This window comes from Streptomyces sp. NBC_01171 (assembly GCF_045039805.1).
In the GTDB taxonomy this organism is placed as follows: Bacteria; Actinomycetota; Actinomycetes; order Streptomycetales; family Streptomycetaceae; genus Streptomyces.
Genome location: NZ_CP108609.1, coordinates 5,545,221 through 5,566,214 on the forward strand (window position 1 = coordinate 5,545,221; position 20,994 = coordinate 5,566,214).

At 72.4% G+C, this 20,994-nt stretch carries 21 protein-coding genes and 1 riboswitch; of the genes, 14 read left to right on the plus strand and 7 right to left on the minus strand.

What is annotated here, in order from left to right:
• The first annotated feature begins 5 nt into the window (after positions 1-5).
• The 3 genes from OG448_RS25600 to OG448_RS25610 all read left to right on the plus strand — a co-directional run bounded on the left by OG448_RS25600 (position 6) and on the right by OG448_RS25610 (position 3,113).
• Positions 6-386, plus strand: a complete 381-nt coding sequence (locus tag OG448_RS25600) for a DUF742 domain-containing protein (protein ID WP_405557185.1) — start codon at positions 6-8, stop codon at positions 384-386.
• Positions 387-570: 184 nt separating this feature from the next.
• Positions 571-1,365 carry a carbon-nitrogen hydrolase family protein gene (locus OG448_RS25605; RefSeq protein ID WP_405557186.1) on the plus strand — a complete coding sequence of 265 codons (795 nt, stop codon included), beginning with the start codon at positions 571-573 and terminating at the stop codon, positions 1,363-1,365.
• Positions 1,366-1,415: 50 nt separating this feature from the next.
• Positions 1,416-3,113, plus strand: a complete 1,698-nt coding sequence (locus OG448_RS25610) for a flavin monoamine oxidase family protein (protein ID WP_405557188.1) — start codon at positions 1,416-1,418, stop codon at positions 3,111-3,113.
• Positions 3,114-3,149: 36 nt separating this feature from the next.
• Here OG448_RS25610 and OG448_RS25615 read toward each other — a convergent pair whose 3' ends face one another.
• The 3 genes from OG448_RS25615 to OG448_RS25625 form a co-directional block, all read right to left on the minus strand.
• Positions 3,150-4,082: an LLM class F420-dependent oxidoreductase gene (locus OG448_RS25615; protein WP_405557190.1), complete on the minus strand. Its 933-nt coding sequence runs from the start codon at positions 4,080-4,082 to the stop codon at positions 3,150-3,152.
• Positions 4,083-4,194: 112 nt separating this feature from the next.
• Entirely contained in the window at positions 4,195-4,881 is a 687-nt protein-coding gene (locus OG448_RS25620) for a DUF5995 family protein (RefSeq protein WP_405557192.1), read from the minus strand.
• Between the two features lie 91 nt (positions 4,882-4,972).
• Complete coding sequence (locus OG448_RS25625) at positions 4,973-6,379, minus strand: uracil-xanthine permease family protein (protein ID WP_405557193.1); 1,407 nt, start codon at positions 6,377-6,379, stop codon at positions 4,973-4,975.
• 222 nt (positions 6,380-6,601) lie between these two features.
• Between OG448_RS25625 and OG448_RS25630 the strand changes: the two genes are divergently transcribed.
• A complete protein-coding gene (locus OG448_RS25630; RefSeq protein ID WP_405557195.1) occupies positions 6,602-7,060 on the plus strand; it encodes an acyl-CoA thioesterase in 459 nt (152 codons plus the stop codon).
• Here OG448_RS25630 and OG448_RS25635 read toward each other — a convergent pair.
• Positions 7,020-8,231 carry an MFS transporter gene (locus OG448_RS25635; RefSeq protein WP_405557197.1) on the minus strand — a complete coding sequence of 404 codons (1,212 nt, stop codon included), beginning with the start codon at positions 8,229-8,231 and terminating at the stop codon, positions 7,020-7,022. The genes OG448_RS25630 and OG448_RS25635 overlap by 41 nt on opposite strands.
• 121 nt (positions 8,232-8,352) lie before the next feature.
• On the opposite strand from OG448_RS25635, the gene OG448_RS25640 reads away from it, so the two are divergent.
• Positions 8,353-9,540, plus strand: a complete 1,188-nt coding sequence (locus OG448_RS25640) for an ROK family transcriptional regulator (RefSeq protein ID WP_405557199.1) — start codon at positions 8,353-8,355, stop codon at positions 9,538-9,540.
• A gap of 6 nt (positions 9,541-9,546) precedes the next feature.
• Here the strand turns inward: OG448_RS25640 and OG448_RS25645 are convergent, their stop codons facing one another.
• On the minus strand, positions 9,547-9,759 hold the full coding sequence (locus tag OG448_RS25645) for a hypothetical protein (RefSeq protein ID WP_405557201.1): 213 nt from the start codon (positions 9,757-9,759) through the stop codon (positions 9,547-9,549).
• 126 nt (positions 9,760-9,885) lie between these two features.
• Positions 9,886-10,626, minus strand: a complete 741-nt coding sequence (locus tag OG448_RS25650) for an SDR family oxidoreductase (protein WP_405557202.1) — start codon at positions 10,624-10,626, stop codon at positions 9,886-9,888.
• A 316-nt stretch (positions 10,627-10,942) separates the two neighbouring features.
• A riboswitch (FMN riboswitch) is annotated at positions 10,943-11,073 on the plus strand.
• Between the two features lie 154 nt (positions 11,074-11,227).
• Here OG448_RS25650 and OG448_RS25655 point away from each other — a divergent pair.
• The 9 genes from OG448_RS25655 to OG448_RS25695 all read left to right on the plus strand — a co-directional run bounded on the left by OG448_RS25655 (position 11,228) and on the right by OG448_RS25695 (position 18,747).
• Positions 11,228-11,833, plus strand: a complete 606-nt coding sequence (locus tag OG448_RS25655) for a riboflavin synthase (RefSeq protein ID WP_405557204.1) — start codon at positions 11,228-11,230, stop codon at positions 11,831-11,833.
• A complete protein-coding gene (pnuC, locus tag OG448_RS25660; protein ID WP_405557205.1) occupies positions 11,830-12,471 on the plus strand; it encodes a nicotinamide riboside transporter PnuC in 642 nt (213 codons plus the stop codon). Before OG448_RS25655 ends, pnuC begins: the two co-directional genes overlap by 4 nt.
• Positions 12,468-13,796, plus strand: coding sequence for a bifunctional 3,4-dihydroxy-2-butanone-4-phosphate synthase/GTP cyclohydrolase II (locus OG448_RS25665; protein WP_405557207.1), 1,329 nt, complete (start codon positions 12,468-12,470; stop codon positions 13,794-13,796). The genes pnuC and OG448_RS25665 overlap by 4 nt, the downstream gene beginning before the upstream one ends.
• 31 nt (positions 13,797-13,827) lie before the next feature.
• A complete protein-coding gene (gene ribH, locus OG448_RS25670) occupies positions 13,828-14,313 on the plus strand; it encodes a 6,7-dimethyl-8-ribityllumazine synthase (RefSeq protein WP_391300117.1) in 486 nt (161 codons plus the stop codon).
• A 34-nt stretch (positions 14,314-14,347) separates the two neighbouring features.
• Entirely contained in the window at positions 14,348-14,620 is a 273-nt protein-coding gene (locus OG448_RS25675) for a phosphoribosyl-ATP diphosphatase (protein ID WP_006378313.1), read from the plus strand.
• A 60-nt stretch (positions 14,621-14,680) separates the two neighbouring features.
• Positions 14,681-15,529, plus strand: coding sequence for an ATP phosphoribosyltransferase (gene hisG / locus OG448_RS25680; protein WP_217460958.1), 849 nt, complete (start codon positions 14,681-14,683; stop codon positions 15,527-15,529).
• Between the two features lie 15 nt (positions 15,530-15,544).
• Positions 15,545-16,015: a PH domain-containing protein gene (locus tag OG448_RS25685; protein ID WP_405557209.1), complete on the plus strand. Its 471-nt coding sequence runs from the start codon at positions 15,545-15,547 to the stop codon at positions 16,013-16,015.
• Between the two features lie 282 nt (positions 16,016-16,297).
• On the plus strand, positions 16,298-17,632 hold the full coding sequence (locus tag OG448_RS25690) for a hemolysin family protein (protein ID WP_405557211.1): 1,335 nt from the start codon (positions 16,298-16,300) through the stop codon (positions 17,630-17,632).
• Entirely contained in the window at positions 17,629-18,747 is a 1,119-nt protein-coding gene (locus OG448_RS25695) for a hemolysin family protein (protein WP_405557213.1), read from the plus strand. Before OG448_RS25690 ends, OG448_RS25695 begins: the two co-directional genes overlap by 4 nt.
• 22 nt (positions 18,748-18,769) lie before the next feature.
• Here the strand turns inward: OG448_RS25695 and OG448_RS25700 are convergent, their stop codons facing one another.
• Positions 18,770-20,632, minus strand: coding sequence for an AAA family ATPase (locus tag OG448_RS25700; protein WP_405558955.1), 1,863 nt, complete (start codon positions 20,630-20,632; stop codon positions 18,770-18,772).
• Between the last annotated feature and the right edge of the window lie 362 nt (positions 20,633-20,994).

The window sequence follows — 20,994 nt, forward strand, 5'->3', positions numbered from 1 at the left end:
CGGCGGTGGACGAGGAGTACTGGTACGAGGAGGACACCGGGGCGATGGTTCGCCCCTACACCGTCACCCGCGGCCGCACCCGGCCCTCGGCGCGACACGCCATCGACCTGATGTCACGGGTCACGGCGCTGGAGCCCGGCCCGGACGGTCCCGGTGTCGATCACGCCCGCGCGGCGCTGCTCGGCCATGTCCGGCGGGGTCCGCGCCCGGTCGTCGAGTTGGCGGCCGACGCCGACCTGCCGCTCACGGTCGTCCGCGTACTCCTCGGTGACCTGGCCGAACAGGGGCTGATCCGCATCGACGCGCCCCGCCGCCTCCCGGTCCACGGCACTGCCGCCGATCCCGAGCTGCTGCGGGAGATCGTGCGCCGGCTCCGCGAGCTGTAGCCGTCTTCTACGCGCGTGCATCGATGGCACACGCAATGAATCGCCGCCCGAGGGTACGCCGACGCAACGAACCGCGCACCGGCGCGCAACGGGTGCTTCTTGTCCGGATGAGCGCGCCGACCGTACCGTCTTACTGGCTCCCCGATGCCCCTGAACCCCCCTTTTCTTCCGGTGAGGAACACCCATGCGCACCGCCCTGCTCCAGAGCTCCGGCCGCCCCGGTTCCGTCGCCGAGAACCTCAAGGTCCTCGACGAGGCCGCGGGCCGCGCCGCCGAGGCGGGCGCCGGGCTCCTGGCCGCACCGGAGATGTTCCTGACCGGGTACGCGATCGGCGGCGAGATCCCGCACCTCGCCGAGCCCGCCGACGGCGACTCGGCCGACGCCGTCGCCGACATCGCCACCCGGCACGGCCTCGCCATCGCCTACGGCTACCCCGAGCGCGACGGCGAGACGGTGTACAACTCCGCCCAGATCGTCTCCGCCGAGGGCGCCCGGCTGGCCAACTACCGCAAGACCCACCTCTTCGGCTGCTTCGAGCGCGACCACTTCACGCCGGGCGAGCGGCAGGTCGTCCAGACCGAGCTGAACGGCCTCACCGTGGGCCTGCTGATCTGCTACGACGTCGAGTTCCCGGAGAACGTCCGCGCCCACGCGCTGGCCGGCACCGACCTGCTGATCGTGCCGACCGCGCAGATGCACCCGTACCAGTTCGTGCCGGAGTCGATGATCCCGGTGCGCGCCTTCGAGAACCAGATGTACGTGGCCTACGTCAACCGGGTCGGCCAGGAAGGGGAGTTCGAGTTCGTCGGGCTCACCACCCTGGCCGGACCCGACGGTGTGGCCCGCGTCCGCGCCGGGCGCTCCGAGGCCCAGTTGGTGTTCGCCGACGCCGATCCCGCCTTCCTGGCCGCCTCCCGCGAGGCCAACCCGTACCTGAACGACCGCCGCCCCGGTCTGTACGGCTCGCTCACCGCCTGAACCCCCCCCGCAGTTCCTCGCAGTACTTCCGCGCAAGGAGTCCGTACCCCATGACGTCCACGGTGCCCAACGCCGTCGAGCACGCCGACGAGCAGCAGCCGCCGATCACCATGTTCGGCCCGGACTTCCCCTACGCCTACGACGACTTCCTCGCCCACCCGGCGGGGCTCGGCCAGATACCGGCGACCGAGCACGGGACCGAGGTCGCCGTCATCGGGGGCGGTCTGTCCGGCATCGTCGCCGCGTACGAGCTGATGAAGATGGGCCTCAAGCCCGTCGTCTACGAGGCCGACCAGCTCGGCGGCCGGCTGCGCACCGTCGGGTTCGAGGGCTGCGACGAGTCGCTGACCGCCGAGATGGGCGCGATGCGCTTCCCGCCGTCCTCCACGGCCCTCCAGCACTACATCGACCTCGTCGGCCTGCACACCCGGCCCTTCCCCAACCCGCTGGCAGAGGGCACGCCCTCCACCGTCGTGGACCTCAAGGGCGAGTCGCACTACGCGGAGACCGTCGAGGACCTGCCGCAGGTCTACCGGGACGTCGCCGCCGCGTGGGGCAAGTGCCTGGAGGAGGGTGCCGACTTCTCCGACATGAACCGCGCCATGCGCGAGCGTGACGTCCCGCGCATCCGCGAGATCTGGGCGAAGCTGGTCGAGAAGCTCGACAACCAGACCTTCTACGGCTTCCTCTGCGACTCCGAGGCGTTCAAGTCCTTCCGGCACCGCGAGATCTTCGGCCAGGTCGGCTTCGGCACCGGTGGCTGGGACACCGACTTCCCCAACTCCATCCTGGAGATCCTGCGCGTCGTCTACACCGAGGCCGACGACCACCACCGGGGCATCGTCGGCGGCTCCCAGCAGTTGCCGCTGCGCCTGTGGGAGCGCGAGCCGGAGAAGATCGTCCACTGGCCCTACGGCACCTCGCTGGCCTCCCTGCACGTGAACGGCGAGCCCCGCCCGGCCGTGACCCGGCTGAACTGCACCTCCGGCAACCGGATCACGGTCACGGATGCGAACGGCGACATCCGGACCTACCAGGCGGCGATCTTCACCGCCCAGTCCTGGATGCTGCTCTCCAAGATCGCCTGTGACGACTCGCTCTTCCCGATCGACCACTGGACCGCGATCGAGCGCACCCACTACATGGAGTCCTCCAAGCTGTTCGTGCCGGTGGACCGGCCGTTCTGGCTGGACAAGGACGAGGAGACCGGCCGGGACGTCATGTCGATGACGCTCACCGACCGGATGACGCGCGGCACCTACCTGCTGGACGAGGGGCCGGACAAGCCGGCCGTCATCTGCCTCTCCTACACCTGGTGCGACGACAGCCTGAAGTGGCTGCCGCTGTCCGCGAACGAGCGGATGGAGGTCATGCTGAAGTCGCTCGGCGAGATCTACCCGAAGGTCGACATCCGGAAGCACATCATCGGCAACCCGGTGACCGTCTCCTGGGAGAACGAGCCCTACTTCATGGGCGCGTTCAAGGCCAACCTGCCCGGCCACTACCGCTACCAGCGCCGCCTGTTCACGCACTTCATGCAGGACCGGCTGCCCGAGGACAAGCGGGGCGTCTTCCTCGCCGGTGACGACATCTCCTGGACGGCCGGCTGGGCCGAGGGCGCGGTCCAGACCGCGCTGAACGCGGTCTGGGGCGTCATGCGGCACTTCGGCGGCGAGACCGACCCGACCAACCCGGGCCCCGGCGACGTGTACGACGAGATCGCGCCCGTCGAGCTGCCCGAGGACTGAGCCGCAGGGCTTGAGAAGGCGCGCGGTGGCCGGGGTTCAGACCCCGGCCGCCCGCGCCTTCTCGTACAGCTCGGCGGCGGTGTCCTTCAGCTCGGCCGCGTCCCGTGCCTCGCTCTGGACGTCCAGGAGGATCTCCGCGTCCGGAACGATGCCGGTGTGCGCCGCGACGTCCGCCGCGATCTGATCGGTGTCGCCCTCGAACAGGGGGCGGTCCGCGGCGGTGTTCGGCTTCGCGGCCACCCGCGCGTTGACCCTGATGACCGTACGGACGGGCTCCGTGCGCCCGGTTTCCTCGGCCAGCTCCCGCAGGTCGCGCCACTGGGCGGCGAGCTGCTCCGGACCGTAGGCGCCCGGCAGCCAGCCGTCGGCCCGCTCCACCAGCCGCCGCATCGCCCGCCGGTTGGACGCGGCCAGCAGGACCGGGACCGGCCGCACCGGCTTCGGGCCGACGATCGCGGAGGCGATGTCGGTGGTCTTGCCGTGATGGACGACCGGATCAGGGCCCCATACGGCCCGGCACACCGCGATCACCTCGTCCAGCGCCGTGCCGCGCTCCTCGAAGGGGAGCACGCCCGAGGCCGCGTACTCGTCCAGGGACCAGCCCGTGCCGAAGCCGGCGATGACCCGGCCGCCGCTCACCACGTCCAGTGTGGCCAGTGACTTGGCGAGCTGGAAGGGCAGGTGCAGCGGGGCCACCAGCACGCTGGAGCCCAGCTCCGCGCGCGAGGTCGCGGTAGCGGCCAGGGTGAGGGTGACCAGCGGGTCGGCCACGCCCCGGTACCCCTCGGGCCAGGGCAGACCCGGTATGCCGTACAGGCCCTGGGTGGCGGGCTCCGGGACCAGGGCCCGTTCGAAGACCCACAGGCTGTCGTAACCGATCTCCTCGGCGGCGCGTGCCACGTCGGGCACGTCCCTGCCGAGGTCGTACTGGCGCATCTGGGGAAGGCCGAGGCCGAGCCTGGTCGTCATACCGGTGCTCCTTCGCGTCGGGACGCCTCTTCAACGCGCGGCCCTCGCCCGGCTGTTCCGTAAGTCACCCGATGGGGTGACTTCAGGCCACGTCGGTCCACCTCGGGCGAGCTCAGTCACCGAGTGGTGTCAGCAGCATCCGCCCCGCGAAGCCGACCGCCGCGTCCAGCCGGGCCGTGAACTCCTCCGCCATGTCACCGCAGCGGCGCAGCGCCCACAGCACCCGCGCCGCCGACCAGGTGGCGTCGCGGGCCCGCTCCAGGCTCCACGCGCCCAGCAGATGCGTGATCGGGTCGGCGATCTGGAGCAGGTCGGGACCCGGCATCAGATCCTCGCGGATGCGCTCCTCCAGCTCGGCCAGCAGCTCGCCCACCCGGTCGAACTCGTCCTCCAGCTCGGCCGGCGCACACCCCAGCGCCCGGCAGGTGTCGACCACGGCGAGCGCCAGGTCGTGCCCGATGTGCGCGTTGATACCGGCCAGCGCGAACTGCAGCGGCCGAACTCCGGGATGGCGGCGGAGCTGGAACAGCGGGCGCCAGCAGGCGGGCGGACGGCGGTCGTCCTCGACCGCGTCCACGGCCGCGAGGTACCGCTCCGCGAACCGGACGTCCAGCGCGGCCGCCGCGCACGGGTCCGGGAACTCCCCGGCATCCAGCCGCCGGTCCACGTCCTCGGTGACGGTGAGGTAGACCCGGTTGAACACGGCGACCCCGTCCCGCTCGGGCAGCGCCGCGTCGAGCGCGCGCATCCGGCTGAGGACGGCGTCGACGGGGGTGGTGGAGTATCGCGGCAGCACCATGGGGGAAGGGTGGCAGCCGCGCACCGGCCGGCGGGCCGACCGGCCCGGTGCTTCGCCGGAACGAGCGAACGCCGGGCCGGTACGGCCGCCGCTACGGCTTGCCGGACCCGTCGGAGGGGCCCTCGGCAGGCTTGTCGTACGACGAGGTGCCCTCGTCCAGCAGCGGCTGCTGCGTCTTCAGGTGGGCCGGGGCGAAGGCGCGCAGGGCGTGGTAGCCGGTGATGACGACCAGGGTGCCCAGCGCGATGCCGCTCAGCGAGAAGGTGTCGGTGAACTTCATCGTGACGTTGCCGACGCCGATGATGATGCCCGCGGCCGCCGGGACCAGGTTCAGCGGATTGCGCAGGTCCACCTTGCCGTGCAGCCAGATCTGCGCGCCGAGCAGGCCGATCATGCCGTACAGGATGACGGTGATGCCGCCGAGGACACCGCCGGGGATCGCGGCCACCACCGCGCCGAACTTGGGGCAGACGCCGAAGAGCAGGGCGAAGCAGGCGGCGGCCCAGTAGGCGGCCGTGGAGTAGACGCGGGTCGCGGCCATCACGCCGATGTTCTCGGAGTAGGTGGTGTTCGGCGGGCCGCCCACCGCGGTGGACAGCACCGAGGCGACGCCGTCGGCCGAGATCGCGGTGCCGAGCTTGTCGTCCAGCGACTCGCCGGTCATCTCACCGACCGCCTTGACGTGGCCGGCGTTCTCCGCGACCAGCGCGATCACCACGGGCAGCGCGACCAGGATCGCGGACCACTGGAACGTCGGCCCGTGGAAGGTGGGCAGCCCGATCCAGTCCGCCTTGGAGACGCCGGAGAGGTCGAGCCGCCAGTGGTCGGTGAGCTTGCCGCTCGCGTCCGCCGAGTGGATCTTGCCGAGGGTCAGGTCGAAGATCCAGGAGATCAGGTAGCCGAAGACCAGGCCCAGGAAGATGGCGATGCGCGACCAGAAGCCGCGCAGGCAGACCACGGCCAGACCGGTGAACAGCATCACCAGCAGCGCCGTCCACTGGTCCTGCGGCCAGTACGTCGTCGCGGTCACCGGGGCCAGGTTGAAACCGATCAGCATGACCACGGCGCCCGTGACGATCGGCGGCATCGCGGCGTGGATGATCCGCGCGCCGAACCGCTGCACCGCGAGACCCACCAGGAACAGCACCACGCCGACCACGAGGATCGCGCCGGTCACGGTCGCGCTGCTGCCGCCGTCCGCGCGGATCACCGCGGCGACACCCACGAAGGACAGCGAGCAGCCCAGGTAGCTGGGGACCCGGCCGCGCGTGGCGAGCAGGAAGATCACCGTCGCCACACCCGACATCATGATCGCCAGGTTGGGGTCCAGGCCCATGAGCACGGGGGCGACGAAGGAGGCGCCGAACATCGCCACGACGTGCTGGGCGCCCAGGCCCACCGTGCGCGGCCAGGTCAGCCGTTCGTCGGGGCGTACCACTGCTCCGGGTGCGGGTGACTTCCCATCCCCGTGCAGCTTCCAGCGCACGCCGAGGTCCATGGTGGGGTTTCGCTTTCTCTGTACTGAAGACGGTCCGCACCATTGTCAGGGGTACGGAGGTGCGCTTCGCGCCCGCGGTGCCTCTCGCACGCCGGGAACGGGTGTCCGGCGACCCCGGCCTGACCAGGGGAGTTCCCTCCGAGCGGTCCTGAGCGGTCGCTTAGTATGGTCGGGTCCGGGGGCGTCGCCCCGCCCCGCCCGACACGCTCAGGAGCCCCGCCCGTGACCGCCGAAGCCCCGACCGCCCCCACCGTCCCGTACGGCCAACTCGTCCCCGTCGCCGTGCACTTCGACGACCTGGACGCGCTCGGGCTCCTGCACAACGCCCGCTACCCGCTGCTGGTCGAGCGCGCCTGGACCGAGCTGTGGAACGCCCGCGGGGTCCGCTTCGACGGCGACTGGGCGGCGGCCGGAGACGCCTGCAACGCGGTCCGGGAACTCGTCATCGGTTATGAGGCGCCCGTCACTCGCCCCGGCGTCTACGCCGTCCACCTCTGGCTGGAGCGGCTCGGCACCACCGGCCTCACCTACGGGTTCCGGCTCTGCTCGGCCGACGGCGCCACGACCTACGCGCGCGGCACCCGGGTCCTGGTCCGGCTGGACGCGGACACGCTGCGGCCCGCGCCCTGGAGCGAGGGGTTCAGGCAGGCGGGCCGGGAACTGCTGCGGCCTGCCGGCTGACCTCGCCGCCCCCGCGCTCGGCGGTGCGCAGCACGCCCGCGAACGCGGCCAGGGCACAGGCCAGCACGGTCACCACGACGAACGACACGGTCAGGCTGGTCGCCTGCGCCACCCCGCCGATCAGGCTCGGCGCGATCAGCCCCGACGTGTAGGTGATGGTCGCCACGCCCGCGATGGCCTGGCTCGGGTTGGGCCCCGAGTGCCCGGCCGCCGCGAAGCACAGCGGGACGACCACCGCGATGCCGAGCCCCATCAGCGCGAAGCCGGTCATGGCCAGCGGGGGCCGGTCCGCGAGGACCACCAGCAGGCCGCCCACCCCGGCGAGCAGGCCGCCCGCCCGGACTGTGCGCACCGCGCCGAAGCGGTTCACCACCGCGTCCCCGGCGATCCGGGCGATGGCCATGGTCAGCATGAACCCGGTCGTGGTCGCCGCCGCCAGGCCCGGTGAGCCGTCCAGCCGGTCCCGCAGGAACACCGCCGACCAGTCCAGGCTCGCCCCCTCCGCGAACACCGCGCAGAAGCCGACCGCGCCGATCAGCAGGGCCGAGCGGGGCGGCAGCGCGAACCTCGGCGGCGGCTCCTCGTCCTCGGCGGGCTGCACGTCCAGCACCCAGGCGCAGGCCAGCTGGCCCAGCAGGGTGAGCACGGCGGCGGCCAGCAGATGGTGCAGCCGGGCGTCCGAGCCGAGATGCGCGGCCAGCGTCCCCGCCGCCGAGCCGATCAGCGCGCCCGTGCTCCACATGCCGTGCAGCCCCGACATGATCGACTTGCCGAGCAGCCGCTCGATCTCCACGCCGAGCGCGTTCATCACCACGTCCGACATGCCGGAGGCGGCGCCGTAGGCGAACATCCCCAGGCACAGCGTGATCAGGTTCGGCGCCAGCGAGGGCAGCACCAGGGAGAGCGTCCACAGCGCGAGCAGCCCCCGCAGCGCGGCACGGCTGCCGAAGCGGTGACTGATCCGGCCCGCCAGCGGCATCGCGCAGGAGGCGCCGAGCGCGGTGAAGGCCAGGGCGAAGCCGAGCTGTCCCGTACTCAGTCCGGCGTGCTCCTGAATCCAGGGCACGCGGGTGGCGAAGGAACCCGTCACCGCGCCGTGCACGGCGAACACGGCGGCCACGGCGTACCGGGCCCGCCTGACATCCTCGGCCGGCCGGCTCACGTCACCCATCCTCACGTCCCTCCCCAGGGAGTCGCCCGCTGTACCGTCCTCGGCACCCGCGCAAACTATCAGGGACCCTGCCTGATAGATAGAGTGCGTCCGGCAGCCCGTCTCTGGGAGGATTCCCGTCATGCCCGCATCACCGAGCACCGCACGGGCCATCAACGACCGGCTCGCCCTGCGGCTGTTGCAGCAGGAGGGCCCGCTGACGGCGGGACAGCTCAAGCAGCTCACCGGACTGTCCCGGCCGACCGTGAGCGACCTCGTCGAGCGCCTCACCGTCTCCGGCCTGATCCGGGTCGTGGGAGAGTCGGGCGAGCAGCGCCGGGGCCCCAACGCCCGGCTGTACGGCATCGCCGCCGACCGCGCCCATCTGGCCGCCCTCGACGTACGCACCGGGGGAGTCCTGGTGCTCGTCTCCGACCTCGTCGGGCGGGTGCTCGCGGAAGTGGCCGTGCCCATCGACGCCGGGAGCGGCACCGGACCCGCCGTCGAGCAGGCGGTCGCGGCCGTGGAGGAGGCGGCGCGGAAAGCGGGCCCGGACGCCTGGGCGGGGCTGCACACCGTCGGTATCGGTGCGCCCGGCCTGGTCGACCCCGCCACCGGCGACCTGCGCGACTCCAGCGGGCTGCCCGCCTGGCACCGCAGTCTGGTCGCCGCGCTCCAGTGGCGGCTGCCAGAGGCGCGGGTCACCGTCGAGAACGAGACCAACCTCGCGGCCCTCGCCGAGCAGCGCGAGGGCGCCGCCCGCGACCGGGACACCTTCGTGCTGCTGTGGCTCGGGCACGGGGTCGGCGCCGCCGTCGTCCTCGACGGCCGGCTCCGCCGGGGCGCCTCCGGCGGCACGGGCGAGATCGGCTTCCTGCCCGTCCCCGGCACCGGCTCGCTGCCCTCCGCGACCGACTGCGACGGCGGCTTCCACGCCCTGGCGGGCGCCGCCGCGATCGGCGCCCTCGCCCACGAGCACGGCCTCCCGGGCGGAGGCCCGCTGGACGGGCCGGGCGCCGCACGGGTGGTCGGGCAGGCGGTGAGCGCCGGGGACGCGCCTGCCGCCCGCTTCCTCGACGCCCTGGCCGACCGCCTCGCCATAGGCGCCGCCGCAGTGACCGCCATCCTCGACCCCGGCTGCGTGGTCCTCGGCGGCGAGATCGGCCAGGCCGGCGGAGAGGTGCTCGCGACGCGGGTCGGCGCCCGCCTGAAGCGCATGTCCCCCCTGGCCACCGAGGTCCGAGCCGGCACCCTCGGCGGCGCGGCGGTCCTGCGCGGCGCCCTGCTGACGGCCCGCGACCGGGCCCAGGACGACCTGTTCGCGCCGTAGGAAGGCTCAGTCGCGGTCCCGCAGGGCGCTCACGCCGTTGATGTCGTCGAAGTGGTGGAGGACGTGGGCCTGGCGCCGGGCGTCGCGGAGCCCCCGAGTCGCCGCGGCCTCGATCCGCCCGGCCTCGGGGCTGCTGGGCGACCGGCGCCGGTCGCGGCGGACCAGTACGGTGACCGACCACGCCAGGACCAGTACCACGCCCACCAGCGCCAGCACCACGCGGACCACCCCCTCCGTCGGCGGGCCGGGATCGCCCGCGTATGACAACGTAGCCAGCAGGCCGCAGCCACTGAAGAGCCGTTTACGGCACCCCTGGTCGCGCCACGTTTCCGGCGCCCGGCAGCCTCACCCGAACCGGCGGGCCAGGTACTCCTCGAAGGTCCCCTTGCCCACGGCCTGTTCCGGGGCCAGGTGCCCGCCCGCGCGGAACGCCCCGTACGTCCGGCCGAACAGGGGTACCTCCAGCAGCCGGCGGCGCCTGCCCGTGGCGTTCAGGTAGGCGCGGGCCAGGGAGGGGACCGAGCGGACCTCGGGGCCGCCGACGTCGGGGACGCGGCCCGCGGGGGCGGCGAGTGCCAACTCCGCCAGGCGGTCGGCCACTTCGGACACCTCCACCGGCTGGTCGGACAGGCCGGCCGGGAGCAGGGCCAGCGGGGGCGCGGTCAGCTTGCCCAGGAAGGTGGCCATCAGGTCGTGGAACTGGGTCGCGCGCAGCACGGTCCAGCCGAGCCCCGACTCCTCGATCCGCCGCTCCACCGCGAGCTTGGCGCGGTAGTACGGCAGCGGTACCCGGTCCACGCCGACGATGGAGATGTACACCAGATGTGCCACCCCGGCCCGCCGCGCGGCCGGGAGCAGATTCCCTGCGGCCTTCTCGTCGCCGCCGTTCGGTGAGCTGGCGCAGTGCACCACGGCTTCCACACCCGCCAGCGCCGCGTCCAGCGCGGGGCCGCCCTCGCGCAGATCGACCGCGTACGGCTCGCTGTGCCGGCTGAGCACCCGTACCTCGTGACCGTCCGCCCGCAGCTTCTCCGTCACCAGCCGGCCGAGTGTGCCGGTACCGCCCGTCACCAGGATCGTGGTCATGCCGCTCGCCTTCCCTGAGGTCCGGGGCGGCCGTTCGGTACGCCCCACGACCTAGGACGGCGCCAGCCCGGCGGATGTGACATGCGGCTGGGGTGACCCGGCGGCGGGCAAGGGCCTTCGTCACCGCCGCCGGGTCCGGTCGCACCATAAAAGGACTAGACCACTCCGGTCAATAGGTCCGGACCAAGCTCAATTCCCTTGTGATGCGGGGGTGTTGTCCTGGACGTTCACCCGGACGGTGTGCCTGTGAGGCAGCCCACACCGGTCCCCTGTATGGCCGACGGGCGGGCGTGGCAGACTTGCGGTGTACCAGAAGCAGCGCACTCCGGGGTCGGTGAAAGTCCGAACCGGCGGTTACAGTCCGCGACCCGGTCGCTTCCAGCGGCCGGTTGACCAGGTGAAATTCCTGGACCGACGGTTAAAGTCCGGATGGGAGGCAGTGCGCGGCGGGCGGGCATCACCATGCGCGCCGCCGTATCAGGTCTCGTCCCTCGGGACGGGTCCCTCTCGGCGTCGTCACCCGGTGCATTCCCCTCGTCCATGCCGTCGTCATCGACCGGCCCCCGGAGTCCGTGCCCGAAGAGGCAGGAGGACCGGGGACGTGTTCACCGGAATCGTGGAAGAGCTGGGCGAGGTCACCGCCGTCGAGAACCTCGGCGACGCCTCCCGTTTTCGGCTCCGTGGTCCCGTCGTCACCGAAGGCGCCCGGCACGGGGACTCCATCGCCGTCAACGGCGTCTGTCTCACCGTGGTCGACCACGAGGGTGACGAGTTCACCGCCGACGTGATGGCCGAGACCCTGAAGCGCTCCAGCCTCGGCGCGCTCGCCGTCGGCTCCCGTGTCAACCTCGAACGCCCCACCGCCGTCGGCGCCCGTCTCGGCGGCCACATCGTGCAGGGCCACGTCGACGGCTCCGGCGAGGTGCTCGCCCGTACCCCGTCCGAGCACTGGGAGATCGTCAAGATCTCGCTGCCCGCCGGTCTCTCCCGCTACATCGTGGAGAAGGGCTCCATCACCGTCGACGGCATCAGCCTCACCGTGGTCGAAGCGGGCCCGGACTTCTTCACCGTCAGTCTCATCCCGACCACACTCGCCCTGACCACGCTCGGCCACAAGCAGCCCGGCGACCCGGTCAACCTCGAGGTCGACGTCATCGCCAAGTACGTCGAGCGGCTGCTCGCGGCCGGACAGGAGGCAGGCGCGTGAACTCGCTCAACACCGAGGCGTTCACCCTGCTCGGCCAGCACATCCTCTGGTCGGACATGATCGGCAACCTCTTCGGCCTGGCCGCCCTCGCGCTCGGCTGGCGCCGCTCCCTCATGACCTGGCCGGTCCAGCTCGTCTCCGGCCTGATCCTGTTCGCCGCCTTCTACGGCCACCTCGCCGGCAGCGCGGGCAAGCAGGTCGTCGTCATGGCCGTCGCCGTCTACGGCTTCTGGCAGTGGAGCCGCAGCCGCGGCAAGGCCGCCGACGGCCACATCGCCCCCCGCTTCGCCACCTGGCGCGAACGCGCCGCCATGATCGCGGCGGCCGCCGCCGGCACCGTCGCCGTCGCGCTGCTCTTCACCGCGTACCCGTCCCTGTCCTGGGACCCCTGGCCGGACGCCTACATCTTCGTCGGCACCATCGTCGCCATGTACGCCCAGGCCAAGGGCATGGTCGAGTTCTGGATCGCCTGGCTGCTCGTCGACGTCGTCGGCGTCCCGCTCAACTTCACAGCCGGCTACGCCTTCTCCGGCTTCGTCTACGTGATCTACGGCGCGCTCGTCCTGTGGGGCATGCGCGACTGGTGGCTGCGCTCCCGCAAGAACGCGCGGCCCGTCCTGGAAGGAACGCCCGCATGACCTCGGCACCCCCGCTGCACCCCGGTGACAGCATCGAAGACCTCCGCCTCGACCCCGTCGAGCAGGCGATCGCCGACATCGCCGCGGGCCGCCCCGTCGTGGTCGTGGACGACGAGGACCGCGAGAACGAGGGCGACCTCGTCATCGCCGCCGAGAAGGTCACCCCCGAGATCGTCGCCTTCATGATGAGCGAGTGCCGGGGCCTGATCTGCGCCCCCATGGAGGGCGCCGAACTCGACCGGCTGCGGCTGCCGCAGATGGTCGAGGACAACACCGAGTCGATGAAGACCGCCTTCACCGTCTCCGTGGACGCCTCGCCCGCGCACGGCGTGACCACCGGCATCTCCGCCACCGACCGCGCCACCACCCTGAAGCTGCTGGCGAGCGGCACCGCCCAGCCCACGGACCTGGTCCGCCCCGGCCACATCTTCCCGCTGCGCGCCCGGGAGGGCGGCGTCCTGGTCCGCGACGGCCACACCGAGGCCGCCGTCGACCTCGCCCGCCTCGCCGGACTGCGTCCCGCCGGAGCCATCGTGGAGATCGCCGGGGAGGACGGCCGCATGCTGCGGCTGCCCGAGCTGATCCCGTTCGCCCGCAAGCACGGCCTGACGATCATCTCCATCGCGGACCTCGTCACCCACCTCCGCGCCCCCGAGGCCGCGGCCGACCAGGCCGTGGCAGCGCCTCTTGTGGCCGCGCCCACCGTCCGCCGCGAGGCCGAGACGAGCCTGCCCACCCGGCACGGCACCTTCACCGCCTACGGCTACCGGGCCCCCGACGGCGTCGAACACGTCGCCCTCGTCCACGGCGACATCGGCGACGGCACCGGCGTGCTCGCCCGCGTCCACTCCGAGTGCCTCACCGGCGACGTCTTCGCCTCCCGGCGCTGCGACTGCGGCCCCCAGCTCGACGCCGCCCTCGCCCGCATCCACGCCGAGGGCCGGGGCGTCGTCGTCTACCTGCGCGGCCACGAGGGACGCGGCATCGGGCTGCTGTCCAAGCTGCGCGCCTACGAACTCCAGGAGCGCGGCCGGGACACCCTCGACGCCAACCTGGAACTCGGCCTGCCCGCCGACGCCCGCGACTACGCGGCCGGCGCCCAGATCCTCGCCGACCTCGGCGTGCGCGACGTCCGCCTGATGACCAACAACCCCGACAAGACCGACGCGCTCACCCGGCACGGCATCCAGGTCACCGGCCGCGAGCCGATGCCGGTCCACGCGGACGAGCACAACGTCCGGTACCTGCGCACCAAGCGCGACCGGATGGGCCATGACCTGCCCTGGCTGGACACCCCCGCGGTGTCCACCTGCGGCAACCAGTAAGCGAACAGAGCGAACAGCGCGAAGGAGCAACGTGAGCGGCAAGGGTGCACCGGAACTGTCCGTACGCAACGTCAGCGACCTCAGGGTCGCCGTCATCGCGGCGCAGTGGCACGAAAAGGTGATGGACGGTCTGGTGAACGGCGCCCTGCGCGCCCTGCACGACCTGGGGATCGACGAGCCGACCCTGATCAGGGTCCCCGGCAGCTTCGAACTCCCCGTCGCCGCCAAGGTCCTGGCCGACCGCGGCTACCACGCCGTCGTCGCCCTCGGTGTCGTCATCCGCGGCGGCACCCCCCACTTCGACTACGTGTGCCAGGGCGTCACCCAGGGCCTCACCCAGGTCTCGGTGCAGACCGGCGTCCCCGTCGGTTTCGGCGTCCTCACCTGCGACACCGAGGAGCAGGCCCTGGACCGCGCCGGCATCGAGGGCTCCAGCGAGGACAAGGGCCACGAGGCGGTCACCGCGGCGGTGGCCACGGCCGCCACGCTCCGTTCGGTGTCCGAACCCTGGCACTGAGACCCCGTCCGGACCGCGTAGGCTGAGGACCACCATGTCCAATAAGACGTTCGAGGAGCTCTTCACCGAGCTCCAGCACAAGGCAGCCACCGGCGACCCCGCCACCTCCCGCACCGCCGAACTGGTCGGCAAGGGCGTCCATGCCATCGGCAAGAAGGTCGTCGAGGAGGCCGCCGAGGTCTGGATGGCCGCCGAGTACGAGGGCAAGGAAGCCGCTGCCGAGGAGATCTCGCAGTTGCTCTACCACGTCCAGGTGATGATGGTCGCCCGCGGTATCTCGCTGGACGACGTCTACGCCCACCTGTGATCCGGCGCCCCGTACGCCCCACCCGCCGCACCACCCCGTCACACGAAGGAAGCCGACCTCATGCTGCGCATCGCCGTCCCCAACAAGGGTTCCCTGTCCGGACCTGCGGGGGACATGCTGCATGAGGCCGGCTACCGGCAGCGGCGGGAGTCCAAGGAACTGCGCACCGTGGACCCGGTGAACGAGGTCGAGTTCTTCTACCTCCGCCCCCGGGACATCGCGATCTACGTCTCCTCCGGGCAGCTCGACATCGGCATCACCGGCCGCGACCTGCTGATCGACTCCGGTGCCGGCGCCGAGGAGATCCTCCCGCTCGGCTTCGCCCGCTCCACCTTCCACTTCGCCGCCCGCCCCGGCACCTTCGCGGGTACGGCCGACCTCAAGGGCCGCACGGTCGCCACCTCCTACGAGGGCATCGTCGGCCGCCACCTCGCGGACAACGCCATCGACGCCTCCGTGGTCCACCTCGACGGCGCGGTGGAGACCGCGATCGAGCTGGGCGTGGCGGAGATCATCGCGGACGTGGTGGAGACCGGCACCTCGCTGCGCAACGCCGGGCTCGAGGTGTTCGGCGAGCCCATCATGAAGTCCGAGGCCGTCGTCATCCGCCGCACCGGCGCCGACACCGACGAGCCCAAGGTCCAGCAGTTCCTCCGCCGCCTCCAGGGCGTCCTGGTCGCGCGGACCTACGTGATGATGGACTACGACTGCCGCGTGGAGCAGCTCGAGAAGGCCGTCGCGCTCACGCCGGGCCTGGAGTCCCCGACCGTCTCCCCGCTGCACAACGAGGGCTGGGTCGCCGTGCGCGCCATGGTCCCCGCCAAGGAGGCCCAGCGGATCATGGACGACCTCTACGCCATCGGGGCCCGTGCCATCCTGACCACGGCCATCCACGCCTGCCGTCTCTGAGGAACCGCGAGTCAGATGTCCGAGCTCTCCCAGCCCCCCGCCCAGCCCGCCCTCCCGGTCACCTTCCGGCCGGGACACACCCGGGTGATCCTGCTCACCGCCGGGGTGGCGATCTTCCTGGTCGTCGCCGCCGTCGCCCTCCTGCTGGACATGGGGCCGGGGGAGCGCCTCAGCTTCATCGTCACCGGCGCCCTGATGGCCTGGGTGCTGGCCCGGCTGGCCCGGGTGAAGGTCGTCGCAGACGAGTCCGGCGTCACGGTCGTCAACATCGCGGGCAGCCGCCGGCTGGCCTGGGCCGAGATCGTCGGGGTCAACCTGCGTCCGGGTGACCCCTGGGTGTTCCTCGACCTCAGCGACGGCACCAGCCTGGCGGCGCTCGGCATCCAGCCCGGCGTCGCCAAGCAGCGCGCCATCGCCGACGCGCGGAGCCTGCGCACTCTGGTGGAGCAACAGGCGCCGCGCGATCCCGAGTTCCCCCAGGCGTGAGGCCCGAAGCGGCCTCCGGGGCCCCTCGGGGTCCCGGATCAGGGGCCATTCAGGGGCGGTCACCCTTGCCGCACCTGCCCCGGTCTTGACTAATCTGTTGGCGGAGGCGTTTTCCACGCGCCTCCGCCTCCGTCGTGCCACGCCCGGCGCGCGGAGGTTTTCCCTGCTATCCGAGGAGTGACCCTCTCCGGCGATGGACGGATCGTCCTGTAGTACCTGCGCCGCCCCCTGCCGACATACCGCGGACCACCCGGCCCGCGTGCACGCGGAGGCGGCGGCATCATGAGCGTCCCCCTGCTGCTCCTAGGAGCGGCCTTCCTGCTGATCCTGGCCAACGGCTTCTTCGTGGCCGCCGAGTTCGGCCTCGTCACCGTCGAGCGCCAGGACGCCGAGCAGGCCGCGGCCGAGGGCGACAAGCGCGCCCGTACGGTCGTGGAGTCGCTGAAGGAACTCTCCTTCCAGCTCTCCGGCACCCAGCTCGGCATCACCATCACCTCGCTCGTCGTCGGCATGCTCGCCGAACCGGCCCTGGCGGACCTGCTCAGCGGCCCCTTCGGCGCGCTCGGCGTCCCCGAGGGCGCCGTCTCCGGCGTCGCGGTGGTGGTCGGCATGCTGCTGACCTCCGCGATCCAGATGGTCGTGGGTGAGCTGGTCCCCAAGAACTGGGCGGTCTCCAAGCCGCTCCAGGTCGCGCGGTTCGTCGCGGGCCCGCAGCACGTGTTCTCGCGGCTGTTCCGCCCGGTGATCTCTGTGCTCAACACGGTCGCCAACCGGCTGGTGCGCGCCCTCGGCGTCGAGCCCGCCGACGAGCTGGCCTCCGCCCGCACCCCCGGCGAACTGGTCTCCCTGGCCCGGCACTCCGCCCGGGCCGGCGCCCTGGAGCAGGACACGGCCGACCTCTTCGTCCGCACCCTGTCCCTCGGCGACCTGACCGCCCAGCACGTCATGACCCCGCGGGTGAAGGTCAGCGCGCTCCAGGACTCGGCCACCGCCGAGGACGTCGTCAACCTCACCCGGGCCACCGGCCTGTCCCGCTTCCCCGTCTACCGGGAGAAGATCGACGAGATCGTCGGCATGGTCCACCTCAAGGACGCCTTGGCGGTCCCGGCGCCCGAGCGCCTGCGCACCCCGGTCGCCCGCATCGCGGGCAAGGCGCTGCTGGTCCCCGAGACCCTCCCGGTGCGCCCCCTGCTGACCCGGCTGCGCAGCGAGCAGCCCATCGCGGTCGTCGTCGACGAGTACGGCGGCACCGCGGGTGTGGTCACGCTTGAGGACATCGTCGAGGAACTGGTGGGCGAGGTCCGCGACGAGCACGACCGCCAGGTCGTGCCCGAGGTCGCCCCCGCTCCGCCTGAGGACGGCCGCCCCGCGTGGGACGTGGACGGCGGCTGCCGTGTCGACGTCCTCACCCGTATCGGCCTGGACGCCCCCGAGGGCCCGTACGAGACCGTCGCCGGGCTCGTGGCCGACCTGCTCGGCCGTATCCCGGCCCCCGGCGACCGGGCCGAACTGCCCGGCTGGCGGCTCTCCGTGCGCCAGGTCCGCCACTACCGCGCCGAGCGGGTCCGCCTGGTCCGGACGGCGCCCGCCGCCCAGCAGACGGAGGCCGCCCGATGAGCGTCGTCCAACTCCTCTTCGCCGCGCTGCTCGTGCTCGCCAACGGATTCTTCGTCGGCGCCGAGTTCGCGCTGGTCTCCGTCCGGCGCAGCCAGATCGAGCCGGTCGGCACCGCGCGCGCCCGGCAGGTGCTGCACGGTCTGGAGCGGCTGCCGCAGATGATGGCGGCCGCCCAGTTCGGCATCACCGTCTGCTCGCTGACCCTGGGCGCGGTGGCCGAGCCGACCGTGGCCCATCTGCTGGAGCCGGTGTTCGAGGCCGCCCATCTCCCCGAGGGTGTGATCCACCCGCTGGGCTATGTGATCGCGCTGGCCGCGGTGGTCTTCTTCCACCTGGTCATCGGTGAGATGGTGCCGAAGAACCTGGCCATGGCCGCGCCGGAGAAGGCCGCGCTGTGGCTCGGCCCCGGCCTGGTGTACTTCGCCCGGATCTGCAGGCCCGTCACCGTGGCGCTCGGCGCCTGCGCACAGGGCATCCTGCGGCTCTTCCGCGTCGAGCCCAAGGACGAGGTCGAGGCCGTCGTCACCAGCGAGCAGCTCAACCGCCTGCTGGAGGACTCCGGCCAGGCCGGGCTGCTCGACCCGGAGGCGCAGGAGCGGCTGGAGGACGCGCTGGAACTGGGCTCCCGCCCGGTCACCGACGTCCTCCTCAAGCGCGAGACCCTCGTGACGGTGCCCCCCTCGGTGACACCGGGGGAGATCGTCGAGCTGACCGCGCGCACCGGCTACTCCCGCTTCCCGGTGGCCGCCGGCACCGGCGCGTTCATGGGGTACGTGCATGTGAAGGACGTCCTCGACCTGGAGGACTCCGACCGCGCCGTGCCGCAGCACGTCTGGCGTCCGATGGCCACGATGCGGGCGGAACTCCCGCTGGACGACGCGCTGACCGTCATGCGCCGGGCCGCCACGCATCTGGCCCAGGTGGCGGACGCCTCCGGCCGGGTGCTGGGCCTGGTCGCGCTGGAGGACGCGCTGGAGCTGCTGGTGGGCGAGGTCCACGACCCGGCCCACCCGGACACCCCGGCGCCCGCGCCGAGGACGGAACCGGTGCCCGTGCGCCCGGCCCCGGCCCGGCCGCGCCAGAGCGGGGAACCGGAGCAGGCACTGGCCACCTAGGCCGGATGAGCCGCGGGGCCCGTCACATCGCCGACGGGTCCTGCGGTGCCCGCCCCGACAGCACCTCGCCGTACGCCTGCATCAGGTCCGGCAGGCGCAGGGTGGCCAGGTCCTCGCGGGAGAGGACGCCCGGACAGGTGGACAGCCGCAGATCCCGGTACGCGCAGCTCTTCTCGTACAGCGTGCGCAGGAACCGGCCGTTGCCCAGCTCGTCGATCCAGCCCTGGTCCACCACGTGCCCGGCGATGGAGCGCAGCTCCTCCACCGCCTCCTCGTCCCACGCGTCCCCGTTCTCCGCCGCCAGCACCTGCCCGATCTCGGTCAGTTCCAGGGGCCGGTACGAGGGGAAGTCCACGCGGGTGGTGAAGCGGGACGACAGGCCGGGGTTGGCGGCCAGCAGCCGGTCCATGCCCTCGGGGTACCCCGCGAGGATCACCACCAGGTGGTCCCGGTTGTCCTCGGCCCGCTTCAGCAGCACCTGGAGCGCCTCGTCGCCGTAGGCGTCGCCCTTGCCGTACCCGGAGTTGGAGAGCGCGTACGCCTCGTCCACGAAGAGCACGCCGCCGATGGCCGAGTCGATCAGCTCGTTGGCCTTCACCGCGGTCTGGCCCAGGTACTCGCCGACCAGGTCGGCCCGCTGGGCCTCCACCAGGTGGTCGCCGCCGAGCAGGCCGAGGGCGTAGAAGACCCGGCCGAGGATGCGGGCCACCGTGGTCTTGCCGGTGCCGGAGGGGCCGGAGAAGACGAAGTGCCGTTTCGGCGGCTGGACCGGGAGCCCCTGCCCGGCGCGCAGCCGGGCCATGTTCAACTGCGCCGAGAGCGCCTTCACCTGGCGCTTGACCGGCTCCAGGCCCACCATGCGCTCCAGCTCCGCCAGCGCCTCCTCCAGTAAGCCCGGATCGGTCGGCCCGGCCGGCAGGTTCGAAGAGGAGACCCCGCTCTTCAGGCGGACCGCGCGGTCCGGAACCGAGGGCAGCGGGCCGGTCGGCAGGTCGGGCTCGGCGAACCTGAGGTCGCGGCCCTCGGTGCCGAACAGCGGGTCGAGGGTGTCGGGGCCGTCCATCGTGTCCTGACCGGCGCCGGACAGGGTGATCGACGCGAAGTCGGCGGGGTCGTCGTACCCGTCGCCCTCGGCGATGGCGGCGAGCCGGGCGGAGGTGTCCATGAAGGCCGGATCGACCCGGTGCACGGCCCGGTACAGGGGGAGCGCGGCGGCGCTGCGGCCGGTGCCCTCGTGGGCGCGGGCCAGCCAGTAGCGCAGCTCCTTGCGCTGCGGCTGTTCGCTGCGGCAGCGCATCAGGGCGGCCGAGAGCAGCGGCTCGGCCTGCCCGTACGTCTCCAGCCGGACGCGGGCCATGCCGCCGAACAGGCCCGCCTCTATGCCGAGCAGCGGGTCGTCCAGCAGCGGGTCGGTGTGCCGGACCAACTGGTCCCAGTCCTTGACCAGGTAGGCGCGGCAGGCGTGCAGGAACCGCACCTGCGGGTCGGTGTCCACGGGCGGCAGCCCGGCCAGCGCCCGGTCCAGCTCGGGCACATGGCGGCCGTCGAGCCAGTGCGAGGCGTGCGCCAGCAGCAGGTCGCGGGGGCTCTCCAGCACCGGCTGCACCCACCAGCCCAGCCAGTACCAGGAGTTGAGGGAGCGGCGGTGCCGGGCGCGCTGCTCGCCGAAGCGGTCGCGGTGCCGGAACATCCTGAGCAGCGCGGTGGTCGTGTCGACCCTGAGCGCGTGCAGCCCGAGCCAGGCGTCGGCCATCCCCGGGTCCATCCGCGCCGCGGCGCGGAACTCCTCCTCGGCCTGCGGGTAGGCGCCCATCGTGTAGGCGTCCACGCCTCGCACCCAGGCGAGGTCGGCCGGGGCCTCGGGGCCCTGCGTGCCGAAGTCCATCACGTCCCCCACGAACCGTGCCCCCCGTTGGTTGCCCGCCGGGCAGGCGCTCGGCGGTCGCCGCGGTCGAACCGCTGTACCGCGGACCGGAGTTGCCGGTGCGCGAGGCTGCTGCTCGAAGGTCGCACCGAGGGCATCGTACCCGTGGGGGCACCGGCTGCCGAAGGGTGCCGCAGAGGGCGTTTGACGAGGTGGGAGCATGCGGGGCGCACGGGGCGCGGTCACCGAGGGTGATCGAATCGGTGCGTTCGGCACCCCGGAAGCCGGCTCGGGCAGAACGAAGCCCCCGATCACGGGGGAACGATCGGGGGCTTCGTGTCCTCGGGACGGCCCGCTAAGGGCCGCGTGTGGAGAACGTAAGA

Bases quoted from the DNA above. Each gene is read 5' to 3' on its own strand.
- OG448_RS25605 (WP_405557186.1), top strand. From the start codon at position 571: ATGCGCACCGCCCTGCTCCAGAGCTCCGGCCGCCCCGGTTCCGTCGCC.
- OG448_RS25610 (WP_405557188.1), top strand. From the start codon at position 1,416: ATGACGTCCACGGTGCCCAACGCCGTCGAGCACGCCGACGAGCAGCAG.
- OG448_RS25615 (WP_405557190.1), bottom strand. From the start codon at position 4,082: ATGACGACCAGGCTCGGCCTCGGCCTTCCCCAGATGCGCCAGTACGAC.
- OG448_RS25620 (WP_405557192.1), bottom strand. From the start codon at position 4,881: ATGGTGCTGCCGCGATACTCCACCACCCCCGTCGACGCCGTCCTCAGC.
- OG448_RS25625 (WP_405557193.1), bottom strand. From the start codon at position 6,379: ATGGACCTCGGCGTGCGCTGGAAGCTGCACGGGGATGGGAAGTCACCC.
- OG448_RS25635 (WP_405557197.1), bottom strand. From the start codon at position 8,231: ATGGGTGACGTGAGCCGGCCGGCCGAGGATGTCAGGCGGGCCCGGTAC.
- OG448_RS25640 (WP_405557199.1), top strand. From the start codon at position 8,353: ATGCCCGCATCACCGAGCACCGCACGGGCCATCAACGACCGGCTCGCC.
- OG448_RS25650 (WP_405557202.1), bottom strand. From the start codon at position 10,626: ATGACCACGATCCTGGTGACGGGCGGTACCGGCACACTCGGCCGGCTG.
- OG448_RS25665 (WP_405557207.1), top strand. From the start codon at position 12,468: ATGACCTCGGCACCCCCGCTGCACCCCGGTGACAGCATCGAAGACCTC.
- OG448_RS25675 (WP_006378313.1), top strand. From the start codon at position 14,348: ATGTCCAATAAGACGTTCGAGGAGCTCTTCACCGAGCTCCAGCACAAG.
- hisG (WP_217460958.1), top strand. From the start codon at position 14,681: ATGCTGCGCATCGCCGTCCCCAACAAGGGTTCCCTGTCCGGACCTGCG.
- OG448_RS25685 (WP_405557209.1), top strand. From the start codon at position 15,545: ATGTCCGAGCTCTCCCAGCCCCCCGCCCAGCCCGCCCTCCCGGTCACC.
- OG448_RS25690 (WP_405557211.1), top strand. From the start codon at position 16,298: ATGAGCGTCCCCCTGCTGCTCCTAGGAGCGGCCTTCCTGCTGATCCTG.
- OG448_RS25695 (WP_405557213.1), top strand. From the start codon at position 17,629: ATGAGCGTCGTCCAACTCCTCTTCGCCGCGCTGCTCGTGCTCGCCAAC.
- OG448_RS25700 (WP_405558955.1), bottom strand. From the start codon at position 20,632: ATGGACTTCGGCACGCAGGGCCCCGAGGCCCCGGCCGACCTCGCCTGG.